General features: G+C 73.2%; 11 protein-coding genes and 2 pseudogenes. 4 read left to right on the forward strand and 9 right to left on the reverse strand.

The genetic code is table 11. The features are described 5' to 3' along the window. Together ACIGAN_RS21790 and coxB are read right to left on the reverse strand one after the other, a co-directional pair. Positions 1-194 (reverse strand): annotated as a pseudogene (locus ACIGAN_RS21790) (cytochrome ubiquinol oxidase subunit I); the annotation flags it as partial. Next, positions 191-1,156, reverse strand: coding sequence for an aa3-type cytochrome oxidase subunit II (gene coxB / locus ACIGAN_RS21795; RefSeq protein ID WP_365086546.1), 966 nt, complete (start codon positions 1,154-1,156; stop codon positions 191-193). The pseudogene ACIGAN_RS21790 and the gene coxB, both read right to left, overlap by 4 nt. A gap of 264 nt (positions 1,157-1,420) precedes the next feature. On the opposite strand from coxB, the gene ACIGAN_RS21800 reads away from it, so the two are divergent. Then, the gene (locus ACIGAN_RS21800) at positions 1,421-2,797 is read left to right on the forward strand and encodes a cysteine desulfurase/sulfurtransferase TusA family protein (RefSeq protein ID WP_399859700.1); all 1,377 of its coding nucleotides are present in this window, start codon (positions 1,421-1,423) and stop codon (positions 2,795-2,797) included. A 90-nt stretch (positions 2,798-2,887) separates the two neighbouring features. Here ACIGAN_RS21800 and ACIGAN_RS21805 read toward each other — a convergent pair whose 3' ends face one another. Further along, positions 2,888-3,862, reverse strand: coding sequence for a carbohydrate kinase family protein (locus ACIGAN_RS21805; RefSeq protein WP_365086552.1), 975 nt, complete (start codon positions 3,860-3,862; stop codon positions 2,888-2,890). Between the two features lie 132 nt (positions 3,863-3,994). Here ACIGAN_RS21805 and ACIGAN_RS21810 point away from each other — a divergent pair, with 132 nt between their 5' ends. Both ACIGAN_RS21810 and ACIGAN_RS21815 read left to right on the forward strand, forming a co-directional pair. Further along, positions 3,995-4,204, forward strand: coding sequence for a hypothetical protein (locus ACIGAN_RS21810; protein ID WP_365737935.1), 210 nt, complete (start codon positions 3,995-3,997; stop codon positions 4,202-4,204). Between the two features lie 146 nt (positions 4,205-4,350). After that, a complete protein-coding gene (locus ACIGAN_RS21815) occupies positions 4,351-6,117 on the forward strand; it encodes a hypothetical protein (protein WP_399859704.1) in 1,767 nt (588 codons plus the stop codon). A gap of 97 nt (positions 6,118-6,214) precedes the next feature. Here ACIGAN_RS21815 and ACIGAN_RS21820 read toward each other — a convergent pair whose 3' ends face one another. Further along, positions 6,215-6,571, reverse strand: coding sequence for a HesB/IscA family protein (locus ACIGAN_RS21820; protein ID WP_010037217.1), 357 nt, complete (start codon positions 6,569-6,571; stop codon positions 6,215-6,217). A 283-nt stretch (positions 6,572-6,854) separates the two neighbouring features. Between ACIGAN_RS21820 and nadA the strand changes: the two genes are divergently transcribed. Then, positions 6,855-8,051: a quinolinate synthase NadA gene (nadA, locus tag ACIGAN_RS21825; protein WP_365737931.1), complete on the forward strand. Its 1,197-nt coding sequence runs from the start codon at positions 6,855-6,857 to the stop codon at positions 8,049-8,051. An 18-nt stretch (positions 8,052-8,069) separates the two neighbouring features. Here the strand turns inward: nadA and ACIGAN_RS21830 are convergent, their stop codons facing one another. The 5 genes and pseudogenes from ACIGAN_RS21830 to ACIGAN_RS21850 all read right to left on the reverse strand — a co-directional run bounded on the left by ACIGAN_RS21830 (position 8,070) and on the right by ACIGAN_RS21850 (position 16,417). Further along, positions 8,070-9,134, reverse strand: coding sequence for an outer membrane protein assembly factor BamB family protein (locus tag ACIGAN_RS21830; RefSeq protein WP_399860081.1), 1,065 nt, complete (start codon positions 9,132-9,134; stop codon positions 8,070-8,072). Between the two features lie 1,094 nt (positions 9,135-10,228). Beyond that, positions 10,229-11,078, reverse strand: a pseudogene (locus tag ACIGAN_RS21835) (serine/threonine-protein kinase); the annotation flags it as partial. Between the two features lie 140 nt (positions 11,079-11,218). Further along, positions 11,219-14,356, reverse strand: coding sequence for an efflux RND transporter permease subunit (locus tag ACIGAN_RS21840; protein ID WP_399859707.1), 3,138 nt, complete (start codon positions 14,354-14,356; stop codon positions 11,219-11,221). A gap of 160 nt (positions 14,357-14,516) precedes the next feature. After that, a complete protein-coding gene (locus ACIGAN_RS21845) occupies positions 14,517-15,200 on the reverse strand; it encodes a response regulator transcription factor (protein WP_365086567.1) in 684 nt (227 codons plus the stop codon). Next, positions 15,197-16,417, reverse strand: coding sequence for a sensor histidine kinase (locus tag ACIGAN_RS21850; protein ID WP_365737925.1), 1,221 nt, complete (start codon positions 16,415-16,417; stop codon positions 15,197-15,199). Before ACIGAN_RS21850 ends, ACIGAN_RS21845 begins: the two co-directional genes overlap by 4 nt. Positions 16,418-16,486 lie beyond the last annotated feature (69 nt).

Here is a 16,486-nt window from a genome sequence, read left to right on the forward strand (position 1 = left end):
AACAGCGCCATCACGCCACCGATGACGAAGAACGCGAACGACGTCGCCAGGTACAGCGTGCCGATCGTCTTGTGGTCCGTGGTCGTCAGCCACTTGACCACGACACTGCCGCGGTTCTGGCGCCGGACCGGCAACTCGTCCTCGTAGTGGGACCCTGCCGCCGCGGCACCCTGAGGTTCGTTGAGGATGCTCACAGGATGTTCGACCTTCGGTTCTTCTCGGGGCCCGCCTGCTCGATGCCGGCAGGAACGTAACCGTTCTGCTGCTTGTCCACGAGGTCCTTGAGGTGCTGCTCGTAGCGCTCGGGGGAGACCACCTTCACGTTGAACAGCATCCGGGAGTGGTCGACGCCGCAGAGCTCGGCGCACTTGCCCAGGAAGGTGCCCTCCTTGTTGGGGGTCACCTCGAAGGCGTTGGTGTGGCCCGGGATGACGTCCTGCTTCATGAGGAACGGCACCACCCAGAAGGAGTGGATGACGTCACGCGAGGTCAGCACGAAGCGGACGGTCTTGCCCTTGGGCAGCCACAGCGTCGGGCCCGGGTTGTTGGTCTGCGGGTTCCGGGTACCGGGGGTGCCGCAGTCGTAGACGCCGCCGGCGCCGGCCGGGAAGTCTTCCTTGAACCGGTCCGGGATCGCGTCCAGCTCCGGGGACTTCTTGGCGTCACCCGTGGAACCGGCGACCGGCTCGATGTAGTTGAAGCACCAGCTCCACTGGAAGCCGACCACGTTGACCGTGACGTCGGGCTTCTTCTTGAGGCTGAGCAGCTCGGACTCGTCGCGGGCGGTGAAGTAGAACAGCACCGAGACGATGATGAGCGGGACGACCGTGTACAGCGCCTCGATGGGCATGTTGTACCGGGTCTGCGGAGGAACCTCGACCTTGGTGCGGCTGCGCCGGTGGAAGAAAGCACTCCACAGGATCAGACCCCACACCAGCACGCCGACGGCGAGCGCAGCCGCCCAGGACCCCTGCCACAGGGAGAGGATCCGCGGAGCCTCTTCCGTGGTCGGGGTGGGCATACCAAGGCGGGGGAAGTCTTCCCAGTTGTACGAGCAACCGGTGGCTGTCGCCAAGACCAGGCCCGCGGTCAGTGCCTGCAGCAGCTTCCGCCGCATCGGGCGCCGCGGCGAGCGGTCGGAGCCGTTGGGACTCACGTAGCGCCTTCCCGAGAGTCTCGCCCGCGCGGTTCGGCTGCGGCCTGGCCTTCTCGCTGGTCGGTCGCCGCCCTGCGTCGGGCAGGGGTTTGGATGTTTATGCGGACCAAACCCTAGCCGACGCCCTCCGGGGGTTCTCGGGGAGGGGTGCCTACTCACTCGGGTGGTTCGCTGAATTGGCGGCTGCGGGTGGATTGTGGGCTTTCGCGCAGTTCCCCGTGCCCCTGGGGTCCGTTCCGCTTCCGGGCGTTCTAGCGTTGCCGTGTGGCCTACTTCGACGCTGCTTCCGCTGCTCCGCTCCATTCCGTCGCCCGCCAGGCTCTGCTGGCCTCGCTCGACGAGGGGTGGGCGGACCCCGCCCGCCTGTACCGGGAGGGGCGGCGGGCGCGGATGCTGCTGGACGCCGCGCGGGAGGCGGCCGCCGAGGCGGTGGGGTGCCGCCCGGACGAGCTGACCTTCACCCCGTCCGGAACGCGTGCCGTGCACACGGGGATTGCGGGGGCACTGGCCGGGCGGCGGCGGACCGGGCGCCACCTGATCGTGTCAGCGGTCGAACACTCTTCGGTGCTCCATTCGGCCGAGGCGCACGAGGCGGCGGGCGGTTCGGTCAGCCGGGTGACGGTGGACCGGGCCGGGGCGGTGGACCCGGCGGGCTACGCCGGCGCCCTGCGCCCGGACACCGCACTGGCGTGTCTGCAGTCGGCCAACCACGAGGTGGGCACCGAGCAGCCGGTCGCGGCGGTGGCGGAGCTGTGCCGGGAGGCCGGGGTGCCGTTGCTGGTGGACGCGGCGCAGTCGCTGGGCTGGGGTCCGGTGGAGGGGGACTGGTCGCTGCTGACGGCCAGTGCGCACAAGTGGGGCGGGCCGTCCGGGGTGGGGCTGCTCGTGGTGCGCAAGGGCGTGCGGTTCGCCGCGCAAGGGCCGGGGGACGAGCGCGAGTCGGGGCGGGCGCCCGGCTTCGAGAACCTCCCGGCGATCGTGGCGGCGGCCGCGTCGCTGCGGGCCGTACGGGCCGAGGCGGCCGCCGAGGCCGCGCGGCTGCGGGAGCTGACGGAACGGATCCGGGCCCGGGTGCCGCGGCTGGTGCCCGATGTGGAGGTGGTCGGCGAGCCGGTGCGCCGGCTGCCCGGCGTCGTCACCTTCTCCTGTCTCTATGTCGACGGCGAGGCGCTGCTGCACGAGCTGGACCGGGCCGGTTTTTCCGTCTCGTCCGGATCGTCCTGCACGAGCAGCACGCTGACGCCCAGCCACGTCCTGCGGGCCATGGGGGTGCTCAGTGAGGGGAATGTGCGGGTCTCGCTGCCGATGGGCGCGGCCGAGGAGGATGTGGAGAGGTTCCTGGAGGTGCTGCCCGGGGCGGTGGCGGCGGTCCGCGAGAAGCTCGGCGCCCCCACGGCGGCGGTCGCCCGCGAGGAGGACGTCCTCGTCGTCGACTCCCTCGGCAAGCGGTGCCCGATCCCCGTCATCGAGCTGGCCAGGGTGATCGGCGACGTGCCGGTGGGCGGGCTGGTGCGGGTGCTGTCGGACGACGAGGCGGCGCGGCTGGACATCCCGGCGTGGTGCGAGATGCGGGGACAGCAGTACGTCGGGGAGGAGCCGGCGGAACACGGAACGGCGTACGTGGTCCGCCGGACGAGCTGAACGTCCGGGGGCCGGAGGGCGACCCCGGGCGCGGGAGCCGAGCGGACCGGGGGGCCGAGTGGCCGGCCCCCCGCCCGCACGACCCGGCGGTCAGGCCAGGTGCGCCTGGACCTCCGCCGCCGCCTCGTCGCCGTACGCCTTGGTGAACCGCTCCATGAAGTGGCCCCGGCGCAGCTGGTACTCCTGCGTGCCGACGGTCTCGATGACCAGGGTCGCCAGCATGCAGCCGACCTGCGCGGCGCGCTCCAGGGAGACGCCCCAGGCCAGGCCCGAGAGGAACCCGGCGCGGAAGGCGTCGCCGACGCCCGTCGGGTCGGCCTTGCGCTCCTCGTCCGGCGTGCCGACCTCGATCGGGTCCTCGCCGGTCCGCTCGATGCGCACGCCCCGGGCGCCGAGGGTGGTCACCCGGTGGCCGACCCGGGAGAGGATCTCCGCGTCGCTCCAGCCGGTCTTGGTCTCGATGAGGCCCTTCTCGTACTCGTTGGAGAAGAGGTAGGTCGCCCCGTCCAGGAGGATGCGGATCTCCTCGCCGTCCATCCGGGCGATCTGCTGGGAGAAGTCGGCGGCGAACGGGATGGACCGGGCGCGGCACTCCTCGGTGTGCCGGAGCATGGCCTCCGGGTCGTCCGCGCCGATGGAGACCAGGTCGAGACCGCCGACGCGGTCGGCGACGGTCTTCAGCTCGATCAGGCGGGCCTCGCTCATGGCGCCCGTGTAGAAGGAGCCGATCTGGTTGTGGTCGGCGTCGGTCGTGCACACGAAGCGGGCGGTGTGCAGCGTCTCGGAGATGCGGACGGAGTCGGTGTCGACGCCGTGCCGCTCCAGCCAGGCCCGGTACTCGTCGAAGTCGGCGCCGGCGGCGCCGACCAGGATCGGCCGGGTGCCGAGCTGCCCCATGCCGAAGGCGATGTTCGCGGCGACGCCGCCGCGGCGGACGTCGAGCTTGTCGACCAGGAACGACAGCGAGACCGTGTGCAGCTGGTCCGCTACGAGCTGGTCGGCGAAGCGGCCGGGGAAGGTCATGAGGTGGTCGGTGGCGATGGAGCCGGTGACTGCGATGCGCACGGCGGGGATTCTCCTGAGGGAGGCGGACCTTGACGCTCCACGCTATCGGGTGGGCGGGGCCGCCCTGAAGGCAGCGAAACTACCCGATAGTAGATCTTTCTCCGTGAGTCCCGGCGTGCATACGGTGCCGGTATGACGAACCTCAAGGTCCAGGCTCCCGTTCCGGTCGATCTCGAAGGCGAGCTGGCGTCGCTGCCGGGGGACGGGGCACGGATGGCTCCGCACTGGGCGGTGCCCCACCGGGTCGCCGCCCGGCCGGTGTCGCCGGCCCTCATCCACGGCGTGACGGTGCCGCCGTCGTCGGCGCGGCTGCTCGACGCCATGGCGGACTACGGGGACTGACCGGCGCGCGCCCGGGAACCGCGAGCTCCCCCGCTGCGTCCCATCGCTGTCCCCCGTAAAGGGGAGGCGGGATACGACCCCTCCACGGCCTGGTTCTGAGCGGGCCGGGGCCTGAGGGACAGCAGCGCAGCCGAAGGAGCGATGCGGTGAACACCGAGCGACCCGACCACGACGACGACGCCAGGGACGCGGGCGGCGCCGGCACCGCGGACGCCCCGGAACCGGGTGCGGCGCAGACCGGGTCGCGGGCCAGGCCCGCCGGGTCCGGCGGGGTCGTCGGGTCCGGCGGGGTGGCCGGGGCGGATGCTGCGGAGGAGGCCACCGGGACCGAGGTACCTCTCTCCCGCGACGCCGAGGCGGGGACGGAGAAGGAGAAGGAGACGGAGGCCGAACCGGCAGCGGAGCGGGACAGCGCCGCCGGGAGGACCCCGGCTAACCCCGCCCCGGTCCACGAGCTTCCCCGTGACCCCCATGGCGGTGAGGACCCGGTCCCGCAGGGCCGCGGGCGGTCGCGTACGCCCGCGGTCGTCGCCTCCGTCGCCGCCGCCGTGCTGCTGGTCGGCGGGGGCGGGGCCTGGCTCGCCGCCGACGCGTCCGGCGGCGGCGGGGCGACGTCCGGCACGCCCGCCGGGGACGGCACTCCGCCGCCGCTCGCGCTCGACGGGTACTCCGACTCCACCGACGGCGGCAACGGCATCGCGCCCGGCGAGCCCAACCCCTACGGCGTCACCTACCGGGTCGAGGGCACCCTGCCGGAGGGCCCCGGCAAGGCCCCCGTGTACCGGGCGCGGGGCGAGGTCGGCGCGGCGGACGTGGCCCGGCTGGCGAAGGCCCTCGGGGTGGACGGGACGCCCGTGGCGCAGGGCGAGGTCTGGCGGATCGGCGGGCAGGACGGCTCGGGGCCGAGTCTGCAGGTGAACCGCCAGGCGCCGGGTGCCTGGACGTTCAGCCGGTACACCCCGGGCACCGACGACTGCAAGGGCACCGGCACCTGCGCCGCCCCCGAGCCCGGCGGCACCCCGGTGGGCGAGGAGGAGGCGGAGAAGGCCGCGGCGCCGGTGCTGAAGGCCTTGGGTCAGGACGACGCGAAGGTCGACGCGAGCCAGGTCATGGGCGCCCAGCGGGTGGTGAACGCCTCCCCCGAGGTCGGCGGGCTGCCCACCTACGGCTGGACGACCGGCGTCACGGTCGGCTCCGGCGGCGAGGTCGTCGGCGGCAGCGGCCGGCTGAAGGCCCCGGTGCGGGGCGCCACGTATCCCGTGGTGGGCGCGGAGAAGGCGCTGGAGCTGATGGAGGGGCGGCCGCGGGGCGACCACCGCATGGGCATCGGCGGGTGCGCCCGCCCCGTGCCGCTGAAGGACCGGCTGGAGGAGCCCTGCGAGGAGGCGTCCGGCGGCACGCCGGAGGCGGTGACGGTGAAGGACGCGGTGTTCGGGCTGGCCGCCCATGTGGTGGACGGCCGTCAGGCACTCGTGCCGTCCTGGCTGTTCGAGGTGGCGGCGCCGGGCGGGAAGGACCCGTTCACGGTGACGTACCCGGCGGTCGAGCCGGAGTTCCTGGCCTCCCCCGCGCCGAGCCGGCCCGGCGACCAGCCGACGTCGCCGCCCGGGCCGCGCGAGGTGACGGTGGACGGCTACCGGGCCGAGGGCGCGGAGCTGACCGTGACGTTCACCGGCGGGGTGTGCGCCGACTACGACGTGCGCGCGGACGAGAAGGACGGCGAGGTGACGGTCACGGTGACGTCGACGCCGTGGCGGGACAAGGTCTGCATCATGATCGCCAAGCAGTTCCAGGAGACGGTGCGGCTGGACGAGCCGCTCGGCGGCCGGAAGGTCGTGGACGAGGACGGCGAGGGGATCCCGCTGGCCCGCGAGGGCGCGCGGCTGCCGGCGCCTCCCACGCGGGAGCGCTGAGGGTCCCGAGGACCGAGCAGCGCGAAGGCGGCGGCCCCTTCGGAGGGGGCCGCCGCCTTCGTCGTGTCCGCTGCCGCCACGGGGGCGGCCCGGCGGCTCAGCTGAAGGAGTCGCCGCAGGCGCAGGAACCCGTCGCGTTCGGGTTGTCGATCGTGAAGCCCTGCTTCTCGATGGTGTCGACGAAGTCGATCGTGGCACCACCCAGGTACGGGGCGCTCATGCGGTCGGTGACGACCTTCACACCGCCGAAGTCCTTTTCGACGTCGCCGTCGAGCGAACGCTCGTCGAAGAAGAGCTGGTAGCGCAGGCCGGAGCAGCCGCCGGGCTGGACGGCGACGCGCAGCGCGAGGTCGTCGCGGCCTTCCTGGTCGAGCAGCGCCTTGACCTTGGACGCGGCGGCGTCGGTCAGGATGATGCCGTCGGTGACGGTGCTGGTCTCGTCCGATACGGACATCTACATCTCTCCCGGGTTGTACGGAGACTGCTTGCCGACGGTTCCAACCGGCGGGGCCGCGGATTCATTCCGGGCCGGGCGCGCGATCTCGGCTCCTTTTCATGCTCGCACACGTGCCGGGAACCGGAAAACGCCTCTTTCCCGGCCGTCCCGGGAATGAACGGGGGCTCGCCGGGATTCACGTCACACAGACGCTATGGGCATCGTCAAAGTGACGTGAAGCGGTTATGATAGATAGCGTCAAATCGACGAAAAGTCGCCGGAAACAGAAAGGGTGCGTGTCGTGACCACCGCCCAGACCCAGGAGCTCGACGTACAGCCGACGCCCCTCGCCCTGCTGCTCCTCGGCCGGGAGGCCGACCCGAGGAGCGAGCGCGGCGTGGAGTGTCCCGGCGACCTGCCCTCGCCGTCCGACCCGGACCTGGTGGAGCGCGCCCGCCGGGCGAAGGAGAAGCTCGGGAACAAGGTCTTCGTGCTCGGCCACCACTACCAGCGCGACGAGGTCATCCAGTTCGCCGACGTGACCGGTGACTCGTTCAAGCTGGCCCGGGACGCGGCGGCGCGTCCGGAGGCCGAGTACATCGTGTTCTGCGGTGTGCACTTCATGGCGGAGTCCGCGGACATCCTGACGTCCGACGACCAGAAGGTCGTCCTGCCCGACCTCGCCGCCGGCTGCTCGATGGCCGACATGGCGACGGCCGAGCAGGTCGCCGAGTGCTGGGACGTGCTGACCGAGGCCGGCATAGCCGAGCAGGTCGTGCCCGTCTCGTACATGAACTCGTCCGCCGACATCAAGGCGTTCACGGGCAAGCACGGCGGCACGATCTGCACGTCGTCCAACGCCGAGCGCGCTCTGGACTGGGCGTTCGAGCAGGGGGAGCCCTCGGCAACAAAGGTGCTGTTCCTGCCCGACCAGCACCTCGGGCGCAACACCGCGGTCCGCGACATGGGCATGTCGCTGGAGGACTGCGTCGTCTACAACCCGCACAAGCCGAACGGCGGCCTGACCGCCGACGAGCTGCGCGCGGCGAAGATGATCCTGTGGCGGGGCCACTGCTCGGTGCACGGCCGCTTCAGCCTGGACTCGGTGAACGACGTGCGCGAGCGCATCCCGGGCGTGAACGTGCTGGTGCACCCCGAGTGCAGGCACGAGGTGGTGGCCGCGGCCGACTACGTCGGTTCGACGGAGTACATCATCAAGACCCTGGAGGCCGCGCCGGCCGGCTCCAAGTGGGCCATCGGCACGGAGCTGAACCTGGTGCGCCGCCTGGCGAACCGTTTCGCTCCAGAGGGCAAGGAGATCGTCTTCCTCGACAAGACGGTCTGCTTCTGCTCGACCATGAACCGCATCGACCTGCCCCACCTGGTCTGGGCCCTGGAGTCGCTGGCCGAGGGCAATCTCGTCAACCGCATCGAGGTGGACAAGGAGACCGAGGCGTTCGCGAAGCTGGCGCTGGAGCGGATGCTGGCGCTGCCGTAGGTCCCCCGGCGCGTGGGCTCACCCCGGGACGGGTTTCCGCCCGGGGTGGGCCGGGTCGAGGGTGAAGACGTCGCCCTCCGTGGTGGCGACGACCAGGGCGCCCTGGTGGAGCAGCGCCTCGGGGCCCGACCAGCCCGGGTTCGTCACCCGCCGGGCGCGCGGCAAGGTCTCCCACAGCAGCGTGCCCCCGGCCGCGTCGAGGGCGGCGACCCGGCCGCTGGCACTGGACAGATAGACCGCGCGGGCGCGCGGGTCGTGGGTGATACCGCTGGGCTGCTCCAGGCTCGTGCGGGTCCGCCACAGCCGCTCGCCCGTGCGGACCGACACGGCGGTGACCTCCCCGGAGGACGTGGCGAACCACACGGTGCCGCCCGAGAGCGTCGCGTCGCCCTCCAGCGGCTCCGCGAGCCGCACCGCGCGGTCCCGTCCGGTGACCGGGTCCAGCAGCCGGATCCCGGCGAACGCCTCGTCCTGCTCGTCCTCGGTCGGTTCGAGGAGGACCAGACGGCCCTCGAACATGCCGACGGGCGTGTCGTCGACGGGCACCATCAGCCGCCGTGCCGAGCCGTCGGAGGGGTCCAGCCGCAGCAGGACCGCCTCCTTCGAGGGCACCTCGTCCGGGACGCACCGCAGGTAGGGCCTCTCGCCGCTGTCCGCGGGCCCGCAGTACTGACCCGCGGGCAGCGGTGCCGTCCAGCGCCCGGCGCCGGTGCGCGGCGCGCGGGCGGTCACCGAGCGGCCGCCGTCGTCCGGGACGATCACCAGGCCGTCCGAGACGTACGGGCGGACCGCGTCGACGTCGACCGTGCGCTGCCACAGCCGGCTGCCGGTCCCGGTGTCGAGGGCGGCGACGGTGACCTTGACATCGTCACCCTGGTGGGGGTTGTACGTCTGCTCGACCAGCATCGCGTCGTCCGTGATGCCCAGCACGGAGAAGCTGTACCCGCCGTCGCCCTTGCCGGGCGGCAGCACGCCGGCGCGCCAGCGGGCCCGTCCGGTGAGGGCGTCCAGCCGTACGGGCAGCACCCCGTCGCCCGCGCAGAGGACGGCGCCCTCGTACACCGCGCACTCCGGGCCGTTCATCGACCCGCCCTCGGCGATGCCGCGGCCCTGCCTCACCCCCTGGGCGGCGGTGGCGTGCACCGTGGTCTGCCAGGGCTTCCAGCCGGCCGGGACGGGCGTCCAGCGGGAGGGCGTGGACCGGGTGGTGTCCGCGCCCGTGCGGGAGTCGTCCTCGCCGAGCCCGGGTCCGAACAGCAGAAAGCCCGTCAGGCCGAGCGCGAGGGCGCTCGCGGCGCCGGCCGTGACCCACCACCGCCGGCCACGGCCGCGGCGCCCTCCGGAGACGGCGGGGCGGGGGTCGGAAGCCGCCCGGCGGGGGGCGGAAGCCGCGACGCCCGGCCCGGAGGCCGCCCCGTCAGGGCCGGAGGCCGTGGGTCCTGGGTCGGGGACCGACCGGCCAGGGCCGGAACCCGCGAGGCCGGGGGCGGAAACCGCCCCGCCAGAGCCGGAGACCGCCAGGCCAGGGCCGGAACCCGCGAGGCCGGGGGCGGAAACCGCCCGGCCAGGGCCGGAGACCGCCCGGCCAGGGCCGGAAGCCGCCAGGCCGGGGTCGGGGACCGCACCGCCAGGGCCGGAGACCGCCAGGCCGGGGTCAGAACCCGCCAGGTCGGGACCGGAAACCGTCCCGCCAGAGCCGGAGACCGCCAGGCCGCGGTCAGAACCCGCCAGGCCGGGACCGGAAACCGCCCCGCCAGAGCCGGAGACCGCCAGGCCGCGGTCAGAACCCGCCAGGCCGGGACCGGAAACCGCCCCGCCAGAGCCGGAGACCGCCAGGCCGGGGGCGGAAGCCACCCCGCCAGGCCCGGAAGCCACCCCGCCAGGCCCGGAAGCCACCCCGCCAGGCCCGGAAGCCTCCCCGCCAGGGCCGGAAACCGCGGGCCCGGGGCCGGAAACCGCAGGGCCAGAGGCGGAAGCCGCCAGGCCAGGGCCGGAAGCCACCCCGCCAAGGCCGGAAGCCGCTAGGCCGGGGTCAGAACCCGCCAGGCCAGGGCCGGAGACCGCCCGGCCAGGGCCGGAAGCCGCGGGGCCGGAGGCGGAAGCGGCCCCGCCAGGGGCGGAAGCCGTAGGGCCGGGGGCGGGGGTCTCGGCGGGGCGGGTGCCGGCCAGGGCCGTCTCGTCCCTGCGCAGGGCCACGGTGGCCTCGTCGTCCGCGCCCGTCTCCGGCAGCGCGGCCACCAGCTCCCGGGCCAGTTCGTCCAGTGCGGGCCGGCCGGCGGGGTCCTTGGCGAGGCAGCGCTCCAGCAGCGGACGCAGCGGCTGCGGCACGCCGTCCAGGACCGGCTCGTCGTGCGCCACCCGGTAGGCCGTCAGATAGGGGCTGTCGGCGTCGAAGGGGCCCCGGCCGGTGCTGGTGTACACGAGCAGGGAGCCCACCGAGAACACGTCGGAGGCCGGGCCCACCGAGCGGGCGTCGGTGAGCTGCTCCGGCGACATGAACGGCGGGGTGCCGATCATCTGGCCGGTCTCGGTGAGGGTGTGGTGGTCCTCGGCGGCGCGCGAGATGCCGAAGTCGATGACGCGCGGGCCGTCCTCGGCCATCAGGACGTTCGCGGGCTTGAGGTCGCGGTGCACCACACCGGCCCGGTGGATCTCGCGCAGCGCCTCCACCAGCCCGAGCGCCAGCCGGCGCAGCGCGGTGTCCCGCAGCGGGCCCTGGTCGCGGATCAGGGCGGCGAGGGAGGGGCCGGGCACGTACTGGGTCGCCATCCAGGGCCGTACGGCCTCCGGGTCGGCGTCCAGGACCGGCGCGGTGAAGGCGCCGCTCACCTTGCGGACGGCCTCGATCTCCTGCCGGAACCGGGCCCGGAAGACGGCGTCCTCCGCGTACTGCGCGTGCACCACCTTGACGGCGACCTCGCGCCCCGAGCGGGCCCGGCCGCGGTAGACGACGCCCATGCCCCCGGACCCCAGCCGGCCGACCAGCCTGTACCCGCCGATCGATCTCGGGTCGTCCTTCTGCGGCACGCCCGGTTCCTCTCCCCCGCCATGCAGTCCCGGTCAGGATACGTAACGGCGGCACGGCAAGGGCCGGGGCCCGAACCGTTGTCTGCGGTTCGGGCCCCGGCCCGGGAAGGTCTCGCCGCGCGGGCCCGGCGAGCGGCCCGCTACCGGACGGAGGCGGGCTCCGGCTCGTCCGTGGCCTTCGTGGCGCCGGACCGGTCCCCCGCCTTCTTCTCCCGCTTGGCCGCGCGCTTCTTCGCGCGGCGCTCCTTGCGGAGTTCGACCATCGCGTACAGCGTCGGCACCAGCAGCAGGGTGAGCAGCGTCGAGGTGACCAGGCCGCCGATCACCACCACGGCCAGCGGCTGGGCGATGAAGCCGCCCTCGCCGGTGATGCCGAGCGCCATCGGGAGCAGGGCGAAGATGGTCGCCAGGGCGGTCATGAGGATGGGCCGCAGCCGGTGCCGGCCGCCCTCGACCACGGCCTCGACGATGCCGTGGCCCTGCCTGCGGTACTGGTTGATCAGGTCGATCAGCACGATCGCGTTCGTGACGACGATGCCGATCAGCATCAGCATGCCGATCATCGCCGGGACGCCCATCGGGGTGCCGGTCGCCACCAGCAGGCCGATCGCGCCGGTGGCGGCGAACGGGATGGAGACCAGCAGGATCAGCGGCTGCACCAGCGACCGGAAGGTGCCGACCAGCAGCAGGAAGACGATCGCGATGGCCGCCAGCATCGCCAGGCCCAGGTTGGCGAACGCCTCGTCCTGGTCCTCGGAGACACCGCCGATCGACGCCGTGGCGCCGTCCGGGAGCTTCAGCGCGTTGATCTTCGACTGGAGCTCGCTGCTGACCGCACCGGTGTTGTCGCCGGTGGGCTTTGCGGTGATGGTGGCCGCGCGCTGGCCGTCGATGCGGGTCATGGAGACCGGTCCGTCGACCAGCTTCACGGTCGCGATGTCGCCGAGCTTCACCGTGCCGCCCAGGCGCAGGTCCCTCAGCTGCTGCAGGGTCCGCGCGGGCTTCGCCGAGCGGATCACGACATCGCGCTCGGTGTCGTCCAGGACGGCCTTGGCGGCGGTGGTGCCGCGAACGGCCTGGGCGACGGCGGCGCCGAGGGTCTGGTCGTCGAACCCGGCCGCCGCCGCCTTGTCGCCGGCCTTGACCGAGATGCGCGGGACGCTGGTGGCCAGGTCGCTGGTGACGTCCGTGACGTCGTCGAGGGAGGCGACCGCCTTGCGGACCTCCTCGGACGCCGTGCGCAGCACGTCGGCGTCGGCGGCCTTCACCACGACGCTCAGGTCCTGGGCGCCGAAGCCGTCCCCGGCGGCGATGGTGGTGGTGCCGATGCCCTTCAGCCCGGCCAGGCCCTTCTCGATGCGGTCCTGGACGTCCTCGTAGGACGCCGAGTCGTCGAGCATCACCTGGTACGAGGCCTGGTTGGAGTCGGTGCCGCCGCCGAAGGCCGCCATGAAGCCGGAGGAGCCGATCGTGACCTGGTAGTCCTTCACGCCCTCGGTGCCGGCGAGCAGCTTCTCGACCTTCTTCGCCTGGGCGTCGGTCGCGGCCAGGCTGGTGCCGGGCTTCAGCTCCTGCTTGACGGTGAGGACCTCCTGCTCGCCCTGGTCGAAGAAGTTCGTCTTCAGCAGCGGCGCCATGCCGAACGTGCCGACCAGGACGACGACCGCGAGGGCCACGCTGGTGAGGCGGCGGCGGGTGGCGAAGCGCAGGACCGGGACGTAGATGCGCTGCAGGCGGCTCCTGGCCTCCTTCTCCTCGGCCAGCCGGCGTGCCTCGTCCGCGTCCTCGGGGGTGCCCTTGGGGGGCCGCAGGAACCAGTACGACAGGACCGGCACGACCGTCAGGGAGACCAGCAGCGAGGCCAGCAGCGCGGCGGTGACGGTGAGGCTGAAGGAGCCGAACAGCTCGCCCACCATGCCGCCGACCAGGCCGATCGGCAGGAACACGGCGACCGTGGTGAGCGTGGAGGAGGTCACCGCGCCGGCGACCTCGCGCACCGCGTTGAGGATGGCCGAGTGGCGCTCCTCGCCGTAGCCGAGGTGGCGCTTGATGTTCTCCAGGACCACGATCGAGTCGTCGACGACCCGGCCGATGGCGATGGTCAGGGCGCCCAGGGTGAGGACGTTCAGCGACAGGTCCCGCGTCCACAGCACGATCAGGGCGAGGACCACGGACAGCGGGATGGACACCGCCGTCACCAGGGTGGAGCGGACGGAGGCGAGGAAGACCAGGATCACCAGGACCGCGAAGAGCAGCCCCAGCGCGCCCTCGGTGGTCAGGCCCTTGATGGACTTGGAGACGGCCGGGCCCTGGTCGCTGACGACCGTGAGGGTGGCGCCGGAGCCGAGGTCCGCGCGCAGGTCGGGGAGCTTGTCCTGGACGGCGTCGGAGATGGCGACCGCGCTGCCGTCGCGGTCCATCGTCACGGCGACGGCGAGGGAGGGCTTGCCGTCGGTGCGGGTGATGGAGTCGGCCGGGGCCTCCTGCTGCTTCACCGTGGCGACGTCGCCGAGGCGCACCGGCTTGCCCTTGCCGGGCTCGCCCTTGATCTGCAGGTTCCGGATCTGCTCGATCGAGGTGAAGCCGCCGCCGACCTGGACGGTGCGGTTGGCGCCGCCCTCGTCGAAGGAGCCGGCCGGGACGGTCGCGCCGCCCGCCTGCAGGGCCTGGCCGAGGGACTGCGCGGTCAGGCCGGCCTTCGCCAGCTTCGCGTCGTCGGGCGTGACGGTGACCTGGACGTCCCGCACGCCGTCGACGGTGACCTGGCCGACCCCGTCGATGCTCTTCAGGTCCGGCACGACGGTCCTGTCGAGCTGGTCGGCCAGGGCCTGCTGGTCGCGGCCGGAGGTGACGGCGAGGACCACGGTCGGGATGTCGTCGGTGGAGCCGGCGACGACCTGCGGGTCGACGTCGTCCGGGAGCTGCGCGCGGGCCCGGTTGACGGCCTGCTGGACGTCGGCGACCAGCTGCTCGGTGTTGTTGCCGTAGTCGAAGGACGCCATGATCACGGCGTTGCCCTCGCTGGCGGTGGAGGTGACGCCGCTGATGCCGTCGACGGCTTCGAGGCTGTCCTCGATGGGTTCGACGACCTGCTTCTCGACCACGTCCGGCGACGCGCCCTGGTACGGCGCCAGCACGGACACCATGGGCAGTTCGATGGTGGGCAGCAGCTGCTGCTTGAGCTGGGGTATCGCGATCGCCCCGAAGACGAGCGCGATGATCGACATCAGGCCTATCAGGGCGCGTTGCGCGAGGCTGAATCTCGACAGCCAGGACATGGGTCAGGGTCTCTCTTCTGTTCAACGGCAGAAGCGGCAGCGGGCGCGCGGACGAGCGCCCGCCCCTACACCCTGGGCCATGGCCGGGGCCCGTTTCGTAGGCCCCAGGTCCCGTTCCTTGTGCGGCGCGTACTCCCGCCGCAGTACGGCCGGGCCGCGTTCACTCCACCCTTGGACGGACCAGGCCGGACTCGTAGGCGATGACCACCAGCTGGGCCCGGTCCCGGGCGCCCAGTTTGGCCATGGCGCGGTTGACGTGCGTCTTCACCGTGAGCGGGCTGACCTCCAGCCGCTCGGCGATCTCGTCGTTGGAGTGGCCGCCGGCGACCAGCACGAGCACTTCGCGCTCCCGCACGGTGAGCGAGTCGAGCCGCTCGCCGCGGGCCGGGTCGCGATGGTCGTCGGCCGGGTCGCCCTGGGCGAGGAAGCGGGAGATCAGGCCCGTGGTGGCCGCCGGGGACAGCAGGGCCTGGCCGCCGGCCGCGATGCGGATGGCGTTGAGCAGCTCCTCCGGCTCGGAGCCCTTGCCGAGGAAGCCGGAGGCGCCCGCGCGCAGCGACTGCACGACGTAGTCGTCCACCTCGAACGTCGTCAGGATGACCACGCGGACACCGGCGAGGGCGGGGTCGGCGCTGATCATGCGGGTCGCGGCGAGTCCGTCGGTGCCGGGCATGCGGATGTCCATGAGGACGACGTCGGCGCGCTGCTCCTTCGTCAGCCGTACCGCCTCCGCTCCGTCGGAGGCCTCGCCGACCACCTCCATGTCGGGCTCGGAGTCGACCAGCACCCGGAAGGCGCTGCGCAGCAGTGCCTGGTCGTCGGCGAGCAGGACACGGATGGTCATGCGGGGTCCTCCCCGGTGGATGTGCGGCCCTTGACGGGCAGGATCGCATGGATGCGGAAGCCCCCGCCGTAGCGGGGACCGGTGGTGAGGGTGCCGCGCAGGGCGGTGACCCGCTCGCGCATGCCGAGCAGCCCGTGCCCGCCGCCGCCGTGCGGGGCCCGGTCCTCGCCGCCGCCGTCGTCGAGGACGGTGATCTCGATGTTCGGCCCCACGCGCACGACGCTGACCTCGGCCTTGGCCTGCGGCCCGGCGTGCTTCTGCACGTTGGTGAGGGCCTCCTGGATGATCCGGTAGGCGGCCAGGTCGACGGCGGCCGGCAGGGTGGTGCCCTGGTCGGCGCGGGCGACCTCGACGTGCAGGCCGGCGTTGCGGAAGGTGCCGGTGAGTTCGTCGAGGCGGTCCAGGCCCGGCGCGGGTTCGGTGGGGGCCTCGGGATCGCCGGACTGGCGGAGCAGTCCGACGGTGGCGCGCAGTTCGTTGAGCGCGGAGCGGCTGGCCTCCCGCACGTGGGCGAGGGCCTCCTTGGCCTGGTCGGGTCGCTTGTCCATGACGTGGGCGGCGACCCCGGCCTGGACGTTGACCAGGGCGATGTGGTGGGCGACGACGTCGTGCAGGTCCCGGGCGATGCGCAGGCGCTCCTCGGCCACCCGGCGGCGGGCCTCCTCCTCGCGGGTGCGTTCGGCGCGTTCGGCGCGTTCGCGGATGGCCTGGACGAAGGCGCGGCGGCTGCGCACGGCGTCGCCGGCGGTGGCGCCGATCCCGGTCCAGGCGAAGATCGCGAGGTTCTCCTGGGCGTACCAGGGCAGGCTGCCGGCGGCCATCGCGGTGCCGGTGAGCACGGTCATGGTGACCAGTCCGACGCGCCAGGTGGTGGGGCGGTCGGTGGTGGAGGCGACGGTGTACAGGGCGATGACCGCGGACATGGCGACGGGGGCGCGGGGGTCACCGGTGACGGACTCGGCGACGGAGACGGCGCCGGTGAGCGCGAGGACGGTCATGGGGGCCCGGCGGCGGAAGACCAGCGCGACGGCGCCGAGGGCGATGAGGACGAGGCTCAGGGAGTCGGGGGTGCGCAGCGCCCAGCTGACGCTGTCGCGGTGGCGGGGTTCGACGAACGAGCCGGCGACCATGCAGACCAGGACGGCTGCGGCGAGGACGGCGTCCACGGCCAGGGGGTGCGCCTTGGCCCGGCAGCGGGCCCGCGCGAGGGTGCTCACGGGTGTTCACGGTAGCCGGGGCCGGGGTGCGGGGACACGGGGCCGGGGTGCGGTGCCCGCGGCCGGGGG

Origin of the sequence: Streptomyces sp. NPDC085931 (genome assembly GCF_044540565.1) — a bacterium.
Taxonomy (GTDB): Bacteria; Actinomycetota; Actinomycetes; order Streptomycetales; family Streptomycetaceae; genus Streptomyces.

Bases quoted from the DNA above. Each gene is read 5' to 3' on its own strand.
- ACIGAN_RS21810 (WP_365737935.1), top strand. From the start codon at position 3,995: ATGACGAACCTCAAGGTCCAGGCTCCCGTTCCGGTCGATCTCGAAGGC.
- ACIGAN_RS21820 (WP_010037217.1), bottom strand. From the start codon at position 6,571: ATGTCCGTATCGGACGAGACCAGCACCGTCACCGACGGCATCATCCTG.
- ACIGAN_RS21830 (WP_399860081.1), bottom strand. From the start codon at position 9,134: ATGAACGGCCCGGAGTGCGCGGTGTACGAGGGCGCCGTCCTCTGCGCG.
- ACIGAN_RS21840 (WP_399859707.1), bottom strand. From the start codon at position 14,356: ATGTCCTGGCTGTCGAGATTCAGCCTCGCGCAACGCGCCCTGATAGGC.
- ACIGAN_RS21845 (WP_365086567.1), bottom strand. From the start codon at position 15,200: ATGACCATCCGTGTCCTGCTCGCCGACGACCAGGCACTGCTGCGCAGC.